18 protein-coding genes and 1 pseudogene are annotated in these 17,514 nt (G+C 66.2%); 11 read left to right on the top strand and 8 right to left on the bottom strand.

Annotated elements, in window-relative coordinates; genetic code table 11:
- The first annotated feature begins 201 nt into the window (after nucleotides 1-201).
- Nucleotides 202-2,793, top strand: coding sequence for a LuxR C-terminal-related transcriptional regulator (locus ACIP5T_RS12410; RefSeq protein ID WP_400863530.1), 2,592 nt, complete (start codon nucleotides 202-204; stop codon nucleotides 2,791-2,793).
- Between the two features lie 193 nt (nucleotides 2,794-2,986).
- Here the strand turns inward: ACIP5T_RS12410 and ACIP5T_RS12405 are convergent, their stop codons facing one another.
- The gene (locus ACIP5T_RS12405; RefSeq protein ID WP_400863528.1) at nucleotides 2,987-3,538 is read right to left on the bottom strand and encodes a pyridoxamine 5'-phosphate oxidase family protein; all 552 of its coding nucleotides are present in this window, start codon (nucleotides 3,536-3,538) and stop codon (nucleotides 2,987-2,989) included.
- Between the two features lie 272 nt (nucleotides 3,539-3,810).
- On the opposite strand from ACIP5T_RS12405, the gene ACIP5T_RS12400 reads away from it, so the two are divergent.
- From ACIP5T_RS12400 to ACIP5T_RS12390, 3 genes are all read left to right on the top strand, one after another.
- Nucleotides 3,811-3,936, top strand: coding sequence for a hypothetical protein (locus ACIP5T_RS12400; protein WP_400863526.1), 126 nt, complete (start codon nucleotides 3,811-3,813; stop codon nucleotides 3,934-3,936).
- Complete coding sequence (locus ACIP5T_RS12395) at nucleotides 3,936-5,609, top strand: hypothetical protein (RefSeq protein ID WP_400863523.1); 1,674 nt, start codon at nucleotides 3,936-3,938, stop codon at nucleotides 5,607-5,609. Before ACIP5T_RS12400 ends, ACIP5T_RS12395 begins: the two co-directional genes overlap by 1 nt.
- 114 nt (nucleotides 5,610-5,723) lie before the next feature.
- A complete protein-coding gene (locus ACIP5T_RS12390) occupies nucleotides 5,724-6,710 on the top strand; it encodes a hypothetical protein (protein WP_400863520.1) in 987 nt (328 codons plus the stop codon).
- Nucleotides 6,711-6,851: 141 nt separating this feature from the next.
- Here ACIP5T_RS12390 and ACIP5T_RS12385 read toward each other — a convergent pair.
- The 3 genes and pseudogenes from ACIP5T_RS12385 to dnaB form a co-directional block, all read right to left on the bottom strand.
- Nucleotides 6,852-7,190, bottom strand: a pseudogene (locus ACIP5T_RS12385) (DnaB-like helicase C-terminal domain-containing protein); the annotation flags it as partial.
- A 41-nt stretch (nucleotides 7,191-7,231) separates the two neighbouring features.
- The gene (locus ACIP5T_RS12380; protein WP_400863517.1) at nucleotides 7,232-7,426 is read right to left on the bottom strand and encodes a three-helix bundle dimerization domain-containing protein; all 195 of its coding nucleotides are present in this window, start codon (nucleotides 7,424-7,426) and stop codon (nucleotides 7,232-7,234) included.
- Between the two features lie 58 nt (nucleotides 7,427-7,484).
- Nucleotides 7,485-8,858, bottom strand: a complete 1,374-nt coding sequence (gene dnaB, locus ACIP5T_RS12375; RefSeq protein WP_042541564.1) for a replicative DNA helicase — start codon at nucleotides 8,856-8,858, stop codon at nucleotides 7,485-7,487.
- Nucleotides 8,859-9,412: 554 nt separating this feature from the next.
- On the opposite strand from dnaB, the gene ACIP5T_RS12370 reads away from it, so the two are divergent.
- The 6 genes from ACIP5T_RS12370 (at nucleotide 9,413) to ACIP5T_RS12345 (ending at nucleotide 14,764) form a co-directional block, all read left to right on the top strand.
- Nucleotides 9,413-10,558 carry a hypothetical protein gene (locus ACIP5T_RS12370; RefSeq protein WP_400863514.1) on the top strand — a complete coding sequence of 382 codons (1,146 nt, stop codon included), beginning with the start codon at nucleotides 9,413-9,415 and terminating at the stop codon, nucleotides 10,556-10,558.
- Between the two features lie 109 nt (nucleotides 10,559-10,667).
- Nucleotides 10,668-12,134, top strand: coding sequence for a chaplin family protein (locus ACIP5T_RS12365; RefSeq protein ID WP_400863512.1), 1,467 nt, complete (start codon nucleotides 10,668-10,670; stop codon nucleotides 12,132-12,134).
- A gap of 233 nt (nucleotides 12,135-12,367) precedes the next feature.
- Nucleotides 12,368-13,573 carry a hypothetical protein gene (locus tag ACIP5T_RS12360; protein ID WP_400863509.1) on the top strand — a complete coding sequence of 402 codons (1,206 nt, stop codon included), beginning with the start codon at nucleotides 12,368-12,370 and terminating at the stop codon, nucleotides 13,571-13,573.
- Nucleotides 13,570-13,986 (top strand): hypothetical protein, encoded by a 417-nt coding sequence (locus tag ACIP5T_RS12355; protein WP_400863506.1) that lies wholly within the window; start codon nucleotides 13,570-13,572, stop codon nucleotides 13,984-13,986. Before ACIP5T_RS12360 ends, ACIP5T_RS12355 begins: the two co-directional genes overlap by 4 nt.
- Entirely contained in the window at nucleotides 13,986-14,276 is a 291-nt protein-coding gene (locus ACIP5T_RS12350; RefSeq protein WP_400863504.1) for a WXG100 family type VII secretion target, read from the top strand. The genes ACIP5T_RS12355 and ACIP5T_RS12350 overlap by 1 nt, the downstream gene beginning before the upstream one ends.
- Nucleotides 14,273-14,764 (top strand): hypothetical protein, encoded by a 492-nt coding sequence (locus ACIP5T_RS12345; protein WP_400863502.1) that lies wholly within the window; start codon nucleotides 14,273-14,275, stop codon nucleotides 14,762-14,764. Before ACIP5T_RS12350 ends, ACIP5T_RS12345 begins: the two co-directional genes overlap by 4 nt.
- An 87-nt stretch (nucleotides 14,765-14,851) precedes the next feature.
- Here the strand turns inward: ACIP5T_RS12345 and rplI are convergent, their stop codons facing one another.
- The 4 genes from rplI to rpsF are packed head-to-tail and all read right to left on the bottom strand — an operon-like array spanning nucleotide 14,852 to nucleotide 16,507.
- A complete protein-coding gene (gene rplI / locus ACIP5T_RS12340; protein WP_400863496.1) occupies nucleotides 14,852-15,304 on the bottom strand; it encodes a 50S ribosomal protein L9 in 453 nt (150 codons plus the stop codon).
- An 11-nt stretch (nucleotides 15,305-15,315) separates the two neighbouring features.
- Nucleotides 15,316-15,570 carry a 30S ribosomal protein S18 gene (gene rpsR / locus ACIP5T_RS12335; protein ID WP_042541518.1) on the bottom strand — a complete coding sequence of 85 codons (255 nt, stop codon included), beginning with the start codon at nucleotides 15,568-15,570 and terminating at the stop codon, nucleotides 15,316-15,318.
- 50 nt (nucleotides 15,571-15,620) lie between these two features.
- The gene (locus ACIP5T_RS12330; protein ID WP_056311050.1) at nucleotides 15,621-16,133 is read right to left on the bottom strand and encodes a single-stranded DNA-binding protein; all 513 of its coding nucleotides are present in this window, start codon (nucleotides 16,131-16,133) and stop codon (nucleotides 15,621-15,623) included.
- Between the two features lie 5 nt (nucleotides 16,134-16,138).
- Nucleotides 16,139-16,507 (bottom strand): 30S ribosomal protein S6, encoded by a 369-nt coding sequence (gene rpsF, locus ACIP5T_RS12325; RefSeq protein WP_400863494.1) that lies wholly within the window; start codon nucleotides 16,505-16,507, stop codon nucleotides 16,139-16,141.
- 226 nt (nucleotides 16,508-16,733) lie between these two features.
- On the opposite strand from rpsF, the gene ACIP5T_RS12320 reads away from it, so the two are divergent.
- Entirely contained in the window at nucleotides 16,734-17,432 is a 699-nt protein-coding gene (locus tag ACIP5T_RS12320) for a hypothetical protein (protein WP_400863492.1), read from the top strand.
- Nucleotides 17,433-17,514: the final 82 nt, after the last annotated feature.

Here is a 17,514-nt window from a genome sequence, read left to right as displayed (position 1 = left end):
CTACTGCCCTGCGCCTCTCATCCCGCGGATCATCACCGAGCGGTACGCAAGCTGCTCGGTCGGTCCGCGTACCATGCCGCATTCGAGGCAGCATCCGCTCGGTCGTGCGGAAGGCTCTCTGTGAGGAGCAGCAGCGTCGGCTCGCCATTGTGTCTATCCCGTCTCGGGTCCTGGAGTGTACGTTTTGCAGAGGAACAGCGCGTGAGGAAGCGGGATCTCATGGTGGTCGGTCGCGAAGAGAGTCTCGCTGCAGCAGTGGACCTCATTCAGGCGGGTGTCAGCGTCGATGTCGTCGGCAGCCGCGGTTCCGGTCGCAGCGCATTCCTCACAGCGCTGCGCGCCAGGGTCGAGCAGGACGAGTGGACGGTCGTCTCCGTGCGTGGGATCGCTTCACTGCGCCAGCATCCTCTCGCCGCGCTGCACCTCGCCGGGATCGGCGCCACCCCGGGGCAGCGGCCGGGACCGAACCTCCACGAGACGGCCGACTCGCTGCGCCAGGCGCTCCGCGCGTCCCGCTCGGTGCTGTTCCTCGACGACTGGGACGACCTCGACGAGTCGTCATGGGGCGTCTCGGAGTCGGTGCGACGCGAGTACGGGGTTCCGATCGTCCTCTCGCGCCTGCAGGGCCTTCGTGCCAGGCACACTCCGAGCGGGCTCCCCGCGTCGACTCTCGAGCCCTCGTATGTGATCGACATGACTCCGCTGCGATTCGAAGAGCTCGAGACGGCGCTCGAGACGTATCTCGCGCACCCGATCGAAGCGAGCACGATGAGCCGGGTGTTCGCGAAGTCGGGTGGAAACATCGGCCTCGCCCTGAGCCTGGTGGACGCGACCGTCCGCGAGCAGCGGCTCGTCCTGCGCGGCGGCGAGTGGACGGCGACGCGCGACCTGTGGAGCAGTGGGCTTCGAGCGGTGCTGGAGGCCCACCTCGAGAGCCTCGACGATGCGACTCGCGACGCGCTCGAGATCATCGCGATCGTCGGGGTCGCCGATATCGACACGGCGAGTCAGCTCGTCGACTGGAGCACCCTCGAGCTGCTCGAGGAGCGACGGATGATCACCTTCATCCCCAGCGGCGACCGTCAGCTCGTCGCCGTGATGCCGCCCCTGTTGGTCGAGTTCTTCCGGCATGAGCCGCTGACAGCGCGACGCACCCGACTCACGAGTCAGATCGTCCGTCAGCTGAGCACCCCGGAGTCGGTGTGGTCGGTTCTCACCGACCAGCAGTCGTCCCCGACCGCGGCGGGTGGTCAGGACGCCCTGTTCGTCAGGCTGCTGCAGGAGCGCGCCCGCGCACGCCGCATCGTCACGGCCGCCGAGTGGGAGGCCAACCCGACCGCCGCGAGCGCCGTGCGTTACATCCGCGCACTCATGCACACGCACACGGCGAAGGTGCGAGACGTGATCGCCGAGGTCCTCTCGTCTCCTGCCGCCCGCACAGGCGACGACGCCAGTCGCGCCGAGTTCGCCGCGCTCAAGGCCGAGTGGACCGCCTACGTCGACGACGACCTGAACGGGGCCGTCGTGCAGTTGCAGGAAGCCGCTCCGACCGTGGGGACCCATGCCGGGATGCTGAGGGCAGCAGAGGTGCAGCTGCTCGGGAACCTCGACACGGTGCCCGCCGACTTCGGCAATCGGCTCGAGGTCTCCGACGAGCTGCCGGTGACGGTGAAGCTGGCCATGTTCGAGACTCAGATGAGCGTGCTGGTCAGCCTCGGTCGTTTCTCCGATGCGTTGCGCGTCTTCGGTCTCATCGAGGCTCTCGACAATGAAGAGCAGAGGCACACGCCCCGGGTGCTCCTCGGAATGGCGCTCTTCGGTCAGGGCGACCCCGACGCAGCTCTCGACGTGCTGCAACGCGGATTCGATGAGGCCCACGGATACCTCGACATCGACGCGGTTCGGGCCTTCGGCACCGCCGCGTCCGTGTGCCATCTGGCAGCAGGGGATCATGCCGCCGTCGACGAGCTGCTCGAGGTGATCTTCTCTGCAGGAGAGCCCTCGCCTCTACCTCCGGGAGTGCAGCTCTCGCTGCTCGCGGTGGCCGCCGTGGTCGCGATCCGGCGGGGGCAGGTGGCGACCGGTGAGCGGCTGGCCGCCGACCTGGAGCAGCTCGGCGCTGAAGACGGCCCCCTGCCCGGGCAGAGCGGGGCGTGGCCCCAAGTGCAGCTGCTCGCGTTCGACGGGAGCAGCGAGAAGGCAGCGGAACTGCTCGCACGGTCCGGCAACGCTCTCTGGAATCGTGGAGCACGGGTCGCGGGGCTCACCGCCGAGCTCTCGGCAGTCGAGCTCGACCCGACGCAGGCCCGACTGGCCGTCGCGATGGCACATGCGAAGGAACTCCCGGAGGCGGCGGGATTGGCCGCGCACGCTGTGTTCGTGAGCGCCCTGGTGCAGCGCGACCCTCAGGCGATGCTCGACGTCGCAGATGAACTGGACGTTCGCGGGCTCGCCGGCACGGCTCTCTCCGCCTGCCGCTTCGCGCGGGCCTGGTTCGCAGAGAGCGGAGACGAGTCCGGACAGCGGAATGCCGTCGAACGCGAGGAACAGATCCGTGCGCGTCACCCCGGGAAACACTACGACCTCGCACGGTTCGGAGCGACGGCCGTCACCCTCACTGACCGCGAGAAGGAGGTGGGGCGCCTCGCCGCGGGCGGGCTCGCCAACGCCGAGATCGCCTCCCGGCTCGTGCTGAGTGTGCGCACGGTCGAGAGCCACATGCATCGGATCATGCGCAAGCTCGACGTCTCGAACCGCAGGGAGCTGCGCCGTCACGCCGAAGCGCTGAACTGATCGGCGACCGGCACCGATCGGCGGCATACCGGTCGACAATAGGGCTTGTGCGCTGAGGTCGGTGGTGTCACGCTTGCGTCACAGCTCTGTCGCGCTGTAACGCGACAGCTGGGGTGCCGCCCATTGACGGCATCGGATGGGGCGCCCTTTCTGCCGCCTCCCCCGTGGTGGGGGCGTCCCGTCCTCTCCCGGCTCAGAGTTCTGTGGGAAATCCCGGCAGGCCGTCGATACTCAGTGCGTTGCGGGAGGCGCGGTACTCGGCCATGCCGTCCTCGCCCTTCTTCTCCGCCTGAAGGCGCAGCAGGTCGCGTTCGCCCTTCACCTCCATGACCGGCACACCCCATCCGCACGAGTCGCTGATGCGCGTGACGTTCACCGTGATGACGGCTCTGGTGCTCGGGTGCTCAGGATGCCGCGAGGCCACCTCGTCGAAGCCGGGCTGTCCAGGCAGGAAGACCTCGCCCCGACCATGCAGCCGAACGATGCGGGGACGGATGTCGACCGAGGTGAACATGAGACACACGCGGCCGTTCTCCCGGATGTGCGCGATCGTCTCGATGCCGCTGCCGGTGTAGTCGACCCAGCCGACCCGATGCTCGTCGAGAACCGAGAACGAGTCATGGCCGCGGGGCGACATGTTGACGTGTCCCTCCGCCCCGAGGGGCGCTGTCGCCACGAACCACAGGGGTTGCTTCTCGATCCACTGCGTCAGGTTCTGGTCGATGGAATCGAAGACTTTGGCCACGATCGAAGGCTACCCCTGCGGCGTCCGCGTCCGTCGCCCCGGCGGCGAGGGACTGCTTCGCCGGTCCGCCGCAGACGGCACACTCATCGAGCACGCGGAGACCGGGGACCGACCGACTCGGGTGCAGGAACCGCTCAGATATGTCCGCGCGGACGCGACGGTTCCTGGCCCCGATCAGATGAAATGTCCACGTTCGGCGGCAGTTGGCGGCAAGCGATTTGTCCATCTCGAGGCTCGCTCGGAGGGTACGCCAGACACGGTAGGTTTCACGTATGGCGAAGAACCGGAAGAGCGAACAGCAGATCGCTGTCTTCGGAGAGAGCGGCAGCGGCAAGACCGTCCTGGCCTCATCGTTCTGTGGTGCGACGCAGCAAAAGGCATGCAAGGAGTACTACTGATGAGCGGGCTCGAACCACTCATCGCTTCCGGATTTACCGCCGCTGGGAAGGCTGCCCCGGCGGCTGTGGGACGGCTCGCCGCCGCGATCGGGCTGAAGCTCGCGAAGTCGTGGACATGGCGATGGCGAGTTGCCCGTGACGTAAGACGACAGACTGGGTCCACATTTCCGGCCAAGCGCTACCGAGCGTGGCTGAAGGGCGTGGCGGGAAGAGATCTCCGGAGACCGATTGGCGAAGCGGGTGCAGAGCTGACCGTCACTCTCGATGAGGCACTGTCGGGTGACAAGTCCTGGTCCGTGCGGGACGACCGGCACTCGGTTGCACTCATGCTTGTCCAGGCGACGTATCTTGCCGCCGTGGCCCTTTCAGAGCCCGGAGACGCGGCGCTATTGCAAGAAACATGGGCGCAGGCTCGTCATGACGAGCTACTTGGGCATGTGGCTCAGAAGGCTTCAGGACGACCGCTTCTCAGCCGCGAAGATCGTGGCGCATTGCTCTTGACTGAGTCATCGGCGCGGCGTCGGCGCAGACTGGCTGCGCTCGGCGTCTCGGAGGACCGCGTCACCAATGCACTAGACCTCCTCAACTCGAACACCCCCGTAATCAAGCCTGGAAATCTCTTGATTGTCGTCGGCTCGTTCGGCGCTGGCAAGTCAGAGTTGGCGGAGGCTTGGATCCGCCAACGCATCGGCGACTATGAGGGCGGTTCGTCACTCTCAGTACCCGTGTGGCTCCACGCTAGCGATCTGGGCCACCGACCTCTTGATGAGAGCCTGTCTCATCACGCGAAGCTCGATGAACCCTGCGCAATTGTAGTCGACGGGCTCGACGAGGTTGACGGTCAGGTCGCAGCTCGGATCGTAGAACGCGTGGGAGTGTTCGTCGAGACAAACGCCCAGTCGGTCGCGCTTCTTACGTCCCGGCATGGCGTGCTTCCCAAATCAGATGAGCAGCAGCCGTGGGACGGAGTGACTGCGGATCAAGCTCGCCTACTGATCGAGGCGGTATCTGGCACGAGCCATGCAACCTGGGACTGGAATCCGATGCTCATCGAATCGGTGAGGCGGCCATTCTTCGCGATCGGGGCGGGAGTTCTGCTCGCAGAGGGGGCACGCCCCTCTAGCCAGGCTGACCTCGTTCGACGGCTGGTCGAACTAGCCCTCGCGATGCCTTCGTCTGCTTCGGTATCAGTACAAGACTCCGAGCTGTATCAGCTCCTGGTCCAGGCCGCAGTAGCGCTCGTCACAAACGGTGGGACCTCGGACAGTCTTACGTTTCAGGAGCGTCAGAAGATTCGGACGACCCGCCTCATCACGGGTTCAGACAGTTGCGCTGAGTTCACCTTGCCCATCTTCCAGCAGTGGTTCGCTGCACAAGCCTTGCTGTCTCAGGATGGGCTCTTGACCGAGGCAATATCCGGTCCAAGTTCTTTCGACCGATGGCGCTGGTCGATGTCGATAGCTGGGCTGTCGGCGCCCACCGCAGATGCATTCGACGCATTCGCTCAGACCATCCTGCAAGCCAACCCGGGTGCCGCTGCCTGGGTTCTCGAACAAGTCTCGTCTGCCCGCGGCTGGCCTAACAGGAAGGCAAATCAGTTTGTCGACCCCTCCACAGCCGGTGCGCGGATCCTCCACGCCACGCGAATGTGGATCAATGCCACCGGTGTCTAAGCCGCCAAGTTGTTCCCAGTTAGACACCCGGGTCAGCCGATCTCTCTTCGCATATCGGTTCATGGTGGCACTGTCGGCACTGTCTGGGACAGCATCGCGCCGACGACTGACACCGTGACGTACCTTGACGGTAACTTGAAAGTTCCTCACGATGGCACGTGGACCGTGTATGAGGAAGGCGGAGCGATTCAAGGCCATGAGTGGCCCTGGGCGCGCCAACAGGATCGCGTTGCGAAAGGAATGGCGAAGGCGCTCGAATCAACCTACAGATTGGGACCTGTCGGCGGTATCTGGCACAACGAGTCTCGATACCGTCTCGCACGGGTCATCGCCAACGATCAATCGTTTATGTTCAAACCGCTCGATCGACTGACCATCGCGACGGCTGTAGACGCCCTTCTCGCAGGAGTGGATGATCCACGCGATACTCAATTTTCCCTAAACCGGGAACTTCTTGATGGAGCGGATTTGGTGGACCTCGCCTCATGGCTTAGGAGCCTCCCCGACCCATTCCTCTTTCGCTCCGTGCCTGCGCCCGACCAGGACCCCCAGACAGGGTGGGTGTGGAGCGTGTACTCCGACGCCCAGCTGCTGCGCTTCGTAGCGGAAGCGTACGGGCAAGCGTGCACCGCATATGATGAAGCCCGCAGCGCGGCTTTCCTAGACTTCGACTGGTCGATGGGTACGGCCACGCCGGGTCAATTCGGAGTGGTGGCCGCCGTAGACCCCGGGGATCATACCGATGGCCTAAGCGGTTCCCCCTCGCTAACTATGAGCGTGGTGCCGCTCTCTGTCGTCGAAGCGGAATCGACACGATTCGGCGACTCGGCCCGATTCTCAAGCAATCGGAGGTCGCTGGTTGTTGCTCGGTCAAGTTTCGGACCGCTCGACGACCCTGATGCTGAGCACGACTATTTCATGAGCCTTGCCGAGCGAGGTTCGATATCGAACCTCGCTCCCTTCGGACACCGATCGGTCGTCCATCGCGTCCTGGATCTTACATCCCATCCACGCCCCGCGACCGAGATCGCACTTGAATGGATCTGGGACGACTTGCAGAGGGTGAAGCTCGCACACGGCGCACGCCCTATGCTCCGTTGACGCTGTCCTGGATCGTTTGTCGGAACCGAGAGTCGACTCGCGTTCTCGCCGGTCGCTCGACCGAAATATCCACGTGGGAACACCGTGGATATTTCATCTGCGAAACGGAAATTTCCAACTAGTCCCTACACCTCAGTCGTAGTCGCGGTGCAGCAGGATCACCATGTCGGCGTCCTGCTCGATCGAACCGGACTCGCGCAGGTCGCTGATCGCGGGCTTCTTGTCGGTGCGCTGCTCGGGACCACGGTTCAGTTGCGACAGTGCGATGACGGGAACCTGCAGCTCCTTGGCGATGAGCTTGAGGCTTCGGGAGAACTCCGAGACCTCCTGCTGACGCGACTCGACACGCTTGCCCGACGTCATCAGCTGCAGGTAGTCGATGATGACCATCCGCAGCCCCTCGCGCTGCTTGAGTCGACGGCACTTCGCGCGGATCTCGACGAGCGTCATGTTCGGGCTGTCATCGATGTAGAGCGGAGCAAACCGAAGGCTCAGGTGCGCGAGCCCGTTGCCGGACAGGACTACTTCGCTAGTCGACTACGGACGGCCCGTTCGGTGAGCACGGTGAGATAGTCGGTGACTTTGCTGTTCGAGATCTTCCCGAGTTCCTCGACGGCGAGCGACGAGATGTGCTCATTCTCGACGTCGGGATAGCGCTCGGCCAGTCGGTTGGTGACTTGCTTCACGATCTCTTGAGGGTCGATGTTTGTCGCCACAGCAGCATCGTATGACGAACGCCCTGCTCACACTAGAGCTGAGCGTGGGTTGCGATGCTCAGTTGAAGTCGCCGCCCGGGGCCATGTCCATGAAGCGCGAGTAGTGACCCTGGAAGGCCACGGTGATGGTCGCCGTCGGGCCGTTACGGTGCTTGGCCACGATCAGGTCGGCCTCACCCGGACGCACGTCCTTGTCGTAGACCGAGTCGCGGTGCAGCAGGATCACCATGTCGGCGTCCTGCTCGATCGAACCGGACTCACGCAGGTCGCTGATCGCGGGCTTCTTGTCGGTGCGCTGCTCGGGACCACGGTTCAGTTGCGACAGTGCGATGACGGGAACCTGCAGCTCCTTGGCGATGAGCTTGAGGCTTCGGGAGAACTCCGAGACCTCCTGCTGACGCGACTCGACGCGCTTGCCCGACGTCATCAGCTGCAGGTAGTCGATGATGACCATCCGCAGCCCCTCGCGCTGCTTGAGTCGACGGCACTTCGCGCGGATCTCGACGAGCGTCATGTTCGGGCTGTCATCGATGTAGAGGGGAGCATCGTTGATGCGTCCTCGTGTGGCGGCGACGGTGGTCCAGTCCCGGGGGTCGAGGTTTCCCTTTCGCATGTTCTGCAGCGGGATCTGCCCCTCGGCGCTCAGCAGACGCATGGCGATCTCGCTCTTGCCCATCTCGAGCGAGAAGAAGACGGAGGGGATGTTGTGACCGATGGATGCCGAGCGGGCGAAGTCGAGCGCGAGCGTCGACTTACCCATCGCAGGACGCGCGGCGACGACGATCATCTGCCCGCCGTGAAGGCCGTTGGTCAGCTCGTCGAGCTCTTTGAAGCCTGTCGGAACGCCGGTCATCGATCCGTCGCGGCCGCTGGCGGCCTCGATCTCCTCGAGCGCGGCGTCGACGGCGATCTGCAGCGGCACATAGTCTTCCGCGGTCTCAGAGCCGGTGATCGAGTAGATCTCGGCCTGCGCGTTGTTGACGATGTCGGTCGCGTCGCCCTGCCCGTCGTAACCGAGCTGCACGATGCGGGTCCCCGCGTCCACGAGACGGCGCAGGATGGCACGCTCCGACACGATGCCCGCGTAATAGCCGGCGTTCGCCGCAGTGGGGACGATCGAGGTGAGCGTGTGCAGATAGTCGGCTCCGCCGGCACGGCTCAGCTCGCCCGTCTTGATGAGCTCGTCGGTGACGGCGACGACGTCGGTCGGCTCGCCGTGCGAGTAGAGCGACAGGATCGCCTCGAAGATGAGCTCATGCTTGGGGATGTAGAAGTCGGCGCCCTTGAGCGTCTCGATCACATCGGCGACAGCATCCTTCGAGAGGAGCATTCCGCCCAGCGCGCTCTGTTCGGCGAGCGTGTCGTGCGGGGGCGTGCGCTCTGGTGGGCGCTTGCCCCCGAGGCGCTCCTCTGAGATGTCGGCGATCGACACGCTGCTCCCTTCGATGCGACGTTCTTCCGGTGTGCTCGGTGCCGACTGCGTCGGTCACTCGATGCGATTCAGCTCGAGAAGGACCGTTCGCACAGCAAACCAGGCACTTCCGACATCGGGTCGCTGCACCACGCTACGAGCGGGGGTTTTCGGTCGCAACACGCCCTGTGGATAACTTTGTGGAAAGAGTGCGAACAAGTCCGGAGAGTCTGTGCAGAACGCATGTGGATAACTCGGTGGACTACCTGGATACCGACTTCTATTTTTGCTTCTGAACTGGCATTTAGAGTTTCCCCACCCTGTGGATGAGAACGTGCTTCAACCGGGCCTTGAAGGTTCATCGAATCCGAGTCGGGATGTGTACAACCTGGGGAAAGTCAAGCCGAGATTCAACCGGGCGCGTCACACTGCGCAACCCTCCGAAATGTGGGCGAGATGTCATCGTTTTCGAGCGGAACCCTCTAGACATCGCGATATACCGGGAGTATCGTCACCGGCAATCGACGCGGTGTGCGTCGACGACGAACGATGGCTCTCGGGGGAGGGAAGTCGACGTGAACGCTCAGGAAACCCGGCGCGGCCTACCGGCTGTCGCCCTCTGGGGTGGCCTGGGCGCGGTCGCGTGGGCTGCGATCACGATCTTGACTGGAGGGGCGTCTGCGAGCGCGGACGACGGCTCGAACGATTCGCTGCTCGACGGCGTCTCCTCCGTCGTGAGCGAGACGGTCGAATCGGTCGAAGACACCGTGACGGCAGCGACCTCGCCGATCGTGGTGCCGGTCGCACCCGTCGTCACCCAGGTCGTGGCCCCGGCAGTCACCCAGGTGGTCGAGCCGGTCGTCACCCACGTCGTCGAGCCCGCCGTCGCGCAGGTCGTCGAGCCGGTCGTCGCGCAGGTCGTCGAGCCGGCCGTCGCGCAGGTCGTCGAGCCGGTGCAGCAGGTGGCTCAGCCGACCGTGGAACACGTCGCGGAGACGATCGCGCAGGTTCCGGTCGTCGGCCCGGCGACGTCGCCGATCGTCGACATCGTCGCCGACACCACCGAGGCCGTCGCCACTCCTGTGACCGATCTGGTCGACGGATCCCCGGTGGCGCCGATCGTGACACCCGTGACGGACCTGATCGCAGGGCTGCCGATCGTCGGAGCTGTGACCGACGATCTCGGAGTGCCCGCGGTGATCGACGTGGTCGTCGGAGTCGTCGATAGGACGACACCGATCGTCGGCGGGGTCATCGACAACACCGTGCCGCCGATTGTTCCGGGCGTCACGCCCACTCGGCCAGGCATTGCCGCATCCGAGCCGGACTCCGATCCCGTCGGAGCGATCCCGCTCGGCTTCAGCCCTGCAGGAGCGATCTCTGCGGCAGCCGATGCACGAACAGGCCTCCACTCCCCTGCGGTCGCGCGCCTTCAGCCCGTCGACCCGGCAGCATCCGGCCTCCAGCCGGCAGCACCCATCGCTGTGCCCGCCACGTCTGCGCCGGCATCCGATGACCGGCACTCACCTTCGTCACCGCCCTCGGGTGCTCCCGCGGCTCCCTCTTCCTCCGCCGGTTCGAGCGGAGCCTCCTCACTCTCTCCCGCGCACCTCAGCGACGCGGGTCTTGTTGCGTTCCGTGCTGTGGAGCGCACTCCCGGTGCACCCGACGACGTCCTGCCGACGTCTCAGGTCGCCGACACCGACGTCTCTCCTGACTGACGGGTTGTCCGGTCGTTCCTCGTGAACGACAGATGCCGTGCTGCGCGCGCACATGCTCTTCGCGTGCACCCATCCAGACACACCCAACTCCAGTCAGGAGAAGAACATCATGCGTACATACATCAAGCGGGCCCTGTGGGGCACGCTTCTCGCCGGCGGGATCACCCTGCTCGGCGCAACAGCCGCCAACGCGGCAGACACCTCAGGAGAAGACGGTCTGCTCTCGGGCACCCAGGCGGATACCGCGATCACGGCGCCCGTCACGATCGTCGACAACGCCGTCTCACTGCTCGGAGATTCTTCCGCGCAGCAGGCACCGGCACCGGCATCAGCGCCCGCACCGGCCCCGGCACCCGCGCCGGCACCAGCGCCCGCACCGGCCCCCACCACGAGCGGCGAATCCGGCACGGCGTCCGGCACCCAGGCCGTCGTGGACGTCGTCGTGCCCGTCACGGTGACCGGCAACGCGATCACCGTGCTCGGCGACTCGTCCAGCGAGTCGGCGGCGCCGGCCGAGGCTCCCCAGGCACCGGCCCCCGCCCCCGCTCCGGCGATCACGACGAACGGCGATGACGGTCTGCTGTCGGGCACCCAGGCTCTGATTCAGGTCGACGCTCCGGTCACCGTGTCGGGCAACTCCGTCGCAGTACTCGGCGACAGCGAGACCCTCGGACAGGATGCCGCAGCACCGGCGCCCGCGAGCGACAGCGCAGCCGGATCCGCGGAGCCGTCCACCTCTGGCGACGACGGCATCGGAAGCGGCACCCAGGTCACCGCACCCGTCACCGCACCGGTCACCATCGGCGGCAACGCGATCTCCGTCATCGGAGACAGCGAGAGCGCCGGCGACACCGGCACCACCTCACCCACCACGGGAAGCCCTAGCCCCGGCAGCACCACCACCGGTGACGACGGAATCCTCGGCGGCACCCAGGTCACCGCGCCCGTGACCGCTCCGATCACCGCCGCCGGCAACGCGATCTCCGTGATCGGAGACAGCGAGTCGACGAGCGGAACCGGCTCGACCGGAACCACCGGGGGAACCCCGACCACCGGCAGCACCACCACCGGTGACGACGGAATCCTCGGCGGCACCCAGGTCACGGCGCCCGTGACCCTTCCGATCACGGTCGGCGGCAACGCCATCTCCGTGATCGGGGAGAGCACGGCGACGGTGCCTGCGGCCGATCCGGGCACGGACCCGGGAACCGACCCCGGCGCCGACCCCGGCACGGACCCTGGGACCGACCCCGGGACGGACCCTGGAACCGACCCGGGCACGAACCCGGGAACCGACCCCGGAACCGACCCGGGCACGAACCCTGGAATCGACCCCGGAACTGACCCCGGATTCAATCCCGGCACGAGTCCCGGCGCAGTGGCGGGAACCGGCACCGACGCCGGCACGACCGAGCCCGCGGCCTCTGTCGCACGCGGCGCTGCCGTGACGGCATCCGCGCCGGCAGAGGGACTCGCTGCCACCGGTGACTCCACCTCGCTCGGCTTCGCAGTCCTCGCCGCGCTGCTGCTGCTTCTCGGAGCAGGGGTGCTGCGCCGTCGCCCCACGACGGCCTAGCCGCAGACCCCGGCGGTGACGTCATCCTCGGGGGAGGAGATGCGTCACCGTCGGTGTGCGGATCCCGTGATGCCTTGAGCAGGGTCCCCAGCCCTGCCCGCGTCTGCGATGCCGCACAACTCACGGATGCTCCGCGTCCCCAGCGCGGGGCATCCGTCGTGCCCGGAATCCGAGGGAAAGCGCTGCGGATCGGCCGGGCACGATACGCCTAGAATCTCTGGGGGGAGGTCATCATGCAGGTCGATTACGGTCAAATGGCGCTCGCGTCGCAGGTGCTGCGGAGGCAGCAGGACACGCACACTCGAGCGGTCGCCGACTACATCCAGCGCTACGGCATACTCACGCCATCGGACACAGGAATCGTCATGCTTCCGTTCACCGGTGTCTCGCTGATGGTCGCGATGCTCGGGGTGCAGGCGGCGGAGACATTCGGGCAGGTCTGCGCGCTGGCGGCCGATCGGGTCGACGATGCCGCGCGCTCGTACGAAGCTCATGAACAGCAGGCCCATCAGGCCGCGCAGCAGCTGATGCAGCAGATCGGCCTGAGCCTGCCTCCGTATCAGAGCCCTCTGTCGTCCTCGCCCACGCTCGGCGCAGCCGGTTCTGCGGCGGATGCCGACCACGGCGCACCGGAATCCAATCTCCTCGTGGAGATCGTCGAGACACCGGGAACACTGTCGGACGGCGTCACCGACCTCTACGAGAACGCGACCTCCCGCATCGACGGATGGACGGGAGCCGGTTCGGTGAGCGAGCGATCGGATGCGTCGTCGTGGCTGGTCGCCCCGAACGCCACGAAGAGCGAGATCGAGAACATGCGCTGGGGCGCCGGGCCGATCCTGGGCGGTGTCGACTGGCTCATCGAGCAGCTCATCGGCATGAGCCTGCTCGAGGACGTCATCATGAAGCCGTTCGCCGGAGACTGGACGGGCATCGAGGAGGTGCAGCAGGCGTGGACCCATGTCGGGGAGGCGATGCGCGCGATCTCCGACAACGGCGCCGGCCTCGCCGAGACGGCCACCTTCTGGGAGGGCGATGCCGGGACCGCCTATCAGGGCGGGATGACGGCGATCGGACTCGGGGCCTTCGGACTGGGAAGCGTGGCCGATACCGTCGCCGGTCTCGTCGGCCAGCTGGTCCTGGCGTCGAAGACCGCGGCGGCGACCATCGGCTTCGCGATCAACCAGCTCTCGCAGACGCTCCTTCGCATGGCGGTGGAAGCGACCGTCCCCATCGCCGGGTGGATCGTCGCCGCCGCAGAGGGCGCTCTCGCCGCAACCAAGATCTTCGGAGTCATCCGCCTGATCTACTCCATCATCAACATCATCTACGACGTGATCGAGAGCGTCGTGTCGGCCCGCGCCCAGTTGGCGGAGAACCTTCTCCGACTCGAGGATCTCGCTCAGGTCCTCCTTCACACCACGAGGAAGTACGCATGATCTCTGCGAACGACCCTGCTGCGTGGCGGGAGCGACTCGCCGCAGTCCGATCGGAGCTCGATGCGCTCTTCCCTCCCGGGGAGGCGGAAGACGCGGACGAGGCCTTCGCCGCGCAGGCACGCGCGGGAGCGCTGGGCCGCGAATGGCAGGTGCTGCAGGGCCGGATCGATCTGAACCTCACGACGCGCGAAGCCGTGCTCTCGGGGGAAGACGACTCGGTCGAGGCCGCCTTCGTGAGGGAGACCGGAGCCCGACAGTCGGAAGCGCTCGTCGAAGCCCTGCGACGCACCGCACCGGGCGATCCGCGTGATCCCGGAGCAGAACTGCGTGCTCTGCACGCGGAGACGACCGAACGCGGTGCACGCATCGATGCGATGCTGCGCGACATGGCGGCACGTGAGAGGCGGATCTGATGGCAGTCCTCAAGGCCGAGCCCACGCAGATCACTGCCCTGGCGGCGGAGATCTCCTCGGGCAGCGCGCAGATCAGCGCGGCACTCGCCCGGTTGGAGTCCATGTCCGACGACCTCTCCCACCGCTGGAGTGGTGAAGCCCAGTCGGCCTATGCCGCAGCGCATCGCCGGTGGACGAGCCAGATGATCGAGCTCGCCGCCATCGCGAAGGCCGCCGGCGAGCTGGCGGACGAATGGTCGACGGGGCTGCGCGACCTCGAACGGTCGCTCGCTCAGGGGTGGCCGCGGTGACTGAGGATCCGCGCCGTCTGCGGTGGGCGGTCAACGGCGCACGGACGTTTCGCATTCCGGCTGATGCGGCCGATGTCGCCCTGGTCGAGGTCGATCGCGCGCTGCAGGCCGCCCATTTCCGTGCAGAGACGCCGGGTGCCGAGGCGGGAGTGCAGCGGGTCTACAGACGCGGATCGGTTGTCGGTGATGTCCTGATCGGCGGCAGCGGACTCTCCACCTTCACGACCAGGCTCGGTCCGCTGTCTGCCCGAGGCGTGGCCGTCACCTGGATCGGCGCGGTCGACGCGCACTTCAGCCGCGTGATCGTCTCGCTCGTCGCCGGATCCCACGTCGGAGGAGATTTCGTGGACGGGGTCGACGACGCCGTGGGCGCTCTCGTCTCCCGCGGCGTCCCGGTCGAGGACGAAGGGTGGTCACGGTCCGTCGACGTCGATCAGACGCTGCCGGCGAATCCCCGACGCGCCGCTGAGCTCGGACTCACCCGCTAGCCGACGTCACCAGAACGATCTCGGCCGGCCGCTCACGCAGAACGCCCCCTGTCCCGAAGGACAGGGGGCGTTCGAGAGCGTCGCGCCTTACTTGGCGGCGACGACCTGCAGCGTGATGACTGCGGTCACGTCGTCGTGAAGACGAACCGTGGCCTCGTGCTCACCGGTCGTCTTGATCGCCGACGGGATGTGCACCTTGCGCTTGTCGATCGAGCCGAGACCCGCGGCTGCAACAGCATCCGCGATGTGATCGGTCTTGACCGAACCGAAGAGGCGACCCTCGTTGCCGGCCTTGACGGCCAGGCGCACCTTGGTGGCCTCGAGGGAGTTCTTCAGTGCCACGGCCTCGTCGCGGTCGTGGATCGCGCGCGCCTGACGAGCAGCCTGGATCGAAGCGACCTGCTTTTCGCCACCGCGGGTCCACGCCGTAGCGAAGCCCTTGGGGATGAGGTAGTTGCGGGCGAACCCGTTCTTGACCTCGACCACGTCACCAGCGCTACCAAGCCCGGCGACCTCGTTCGTGAGAATCAGCTTTGCCATCTCGTTACCCCTTACCGGCCGGCGCCAGCGTAGGGCAGGAGTGCCATTTCGCGTGCGTTCTTGATCGCGGTGGCGATCAGACGCTGCTCCTGCACCGAAACACCGGTGATACGACGGGCGCGGATCTTGCCACGCTCCGAGACGAACTTGCGGAGGGTGGAGACATCCTTGTAATCGATGACTCCGACCCGGATCGACTTCGCGGGAGCGGTGGGCTTGCCACCCTTCCGCGGCTTGCGGCGGTCGCCGCTAGACTTTCCAGCCATTGTTTTTCCTTAATGATGAGACGGATGCCGAAGCATCCGGAGATCCTGTTTCAGAAGGGGGTGTCGTCACCGAAGCTGCCCGGAGTGCTCCAGGCATCTGCGCTGGTCGACGAGCCGGGCGTTGACCACGGCTCCTCCGACACCTGCTGCTGCTGTGCGGGGCGCGACTGTCCGCCGCCACCGCCGCCGCCACCGGTCGACGCCGCACGGGTGACCTGCGCGGTCGCGTACCGAAGCGAGGGGCCGATCTCGTCGACCTCCAGCTCGATAGCGGTGCGCTGGTTGCCCTCGCGGTCCTGGTAGGAACGCTGACGCAGACGGCCCTGCGCCATGACGCGCATGCCCTTGGTCAGCGAACCCGCCACGTGCTCGGCGAACTCGCGCCAGACCGACGCACGGAGGAACAGCGCTTCGCCGTCCTTCCACTCGTTGGCGGCGCGGTCGAAGTTCCGAGGCGTCGAAGCGATGGTGAAGTTCGCCACCGGCAGTCCGTTCTGCGTGTAGCGCAGCTCGGGGTCGGCCGTGAGGTTGCCCACCACGGTGATGACTGTTTCGCCGGCCATCGGACTCAGGCCTTCGCAGCCTTGGCGGCCTTGCGAGCAGCCTTCTCTTCGGAGCGCTTCGCTTCGAACGCGACCATCGCCTGAGCTTCCTCAGAACGGAGGACCTTGGTGCGCATGATCTGCTCGTTCAGCTTCAGCTGACGGTCGAGCTCCTGCGTGGCCTCGCTGGTAGCGGTGAAGTTGACGACGGCGTAGATGCCCTCGTTCTTCTTCTGGATCTCGTAAGCCAGACGGCGCTTACCCCAGATGTCGACCTTGTCAATCGAGCCACCATCGTTGGTGATGACCTTCAGGAACTTGTCGAGCGTCGGGGCGACCGTGCGCTCGTCGATCTCGGGGGTCAGAATGACCATGAGTTCGTACTGGTGCGTCACTTACCCACCTCCTTCGGACTAGAACGGCTTCCGGGACGTTCCCGGAAGCAGGAGGGTGTGTGAACGTCATCCGCCGAGCCGCCCGAGTGGGCGCCTGATGGCAGACAACCTTGACAGTCTAGCGGAGAAACCTTCGGTATGCCTCCACGGACTGGCAGTGCGACTTGGCATGCTGGAATGCGTGTGCGCTGACACTCAGTGCTCACGCGACCGAAGGGGGAACGCCATGCGCGTCAACAAGTGGGGGGTTGGCATCGTCCTGACCGCCACCGTACTGCTCACCGGGTGCACCGCGGGTGCCGAGGAGCCCGCCGAAGAAGAGCCCACCGCGGCGGCGGAGGAGACCACCGCGCCCGAGTCCGACTGCCCTGAGCTGGCCGAAGGCGCGACCGTGGACGGCACCGCGCTCGGCGCCTGCATCACCGAGGCGATGACCGACACGGCCGGATACCAGGCCAAGACGTCGATCCTGGGCATGGACACCACCGCCCGCTACAACCCCAAGACGGATGCCGTCGAGACGATCACGCCCATGGGGTCGCTGATCCTGATCGGCGACGACGCATGGGTCAAGACGCCCACGAGCGAGTGGCAGGTCGCCGACCCCAACTCGAGCGACCCGATGATCGCCGCGCTCAGCAGCGGTGCGGCGACGGCCGCCGGCACCGACCCGGCCACGGCCGCGGGCGCCCTCACCGGCGAGTTCACCGTCACCGGCACCGGCAGCCGCCTGGGCCAGGACGTGTACCTGGTGAGCGGCACGTCCGAGGCACAGGGCGTCCCGGTCGACGTGGTGTTCGAGGTCACCGACGACTACGTGGTGCTGGCGACGACCGGCAGCACCGAGGCCGCGGGCCAGATGATCGAGACCTCGCTCGAGATCACCGAGTGGGACGTCGAGCAGGACATCGTCGCACCTCTCTGATCCACGAGCGGATGCTGCGGGCCGGGGCGATCGCCTCGGCCCGCAGTGCGTTTCTAGGCTCCTGGCGCAGCATCCGCTCGGG

It is taken from the genome of Microbacterium sp. NPDC088619 (assembly GCF_044752825.1).
Taxonomy (GTDB): domain Bacteria; phylum Actinomycetota; class Actinomycetes; order Actinomycetales; family Microbacteriaceae; genus Microbacterium.
Note: the sequence above shows the minus strand (reverse complement) of the source record. Positions and strands in the feature narration are given on the sequence as shown.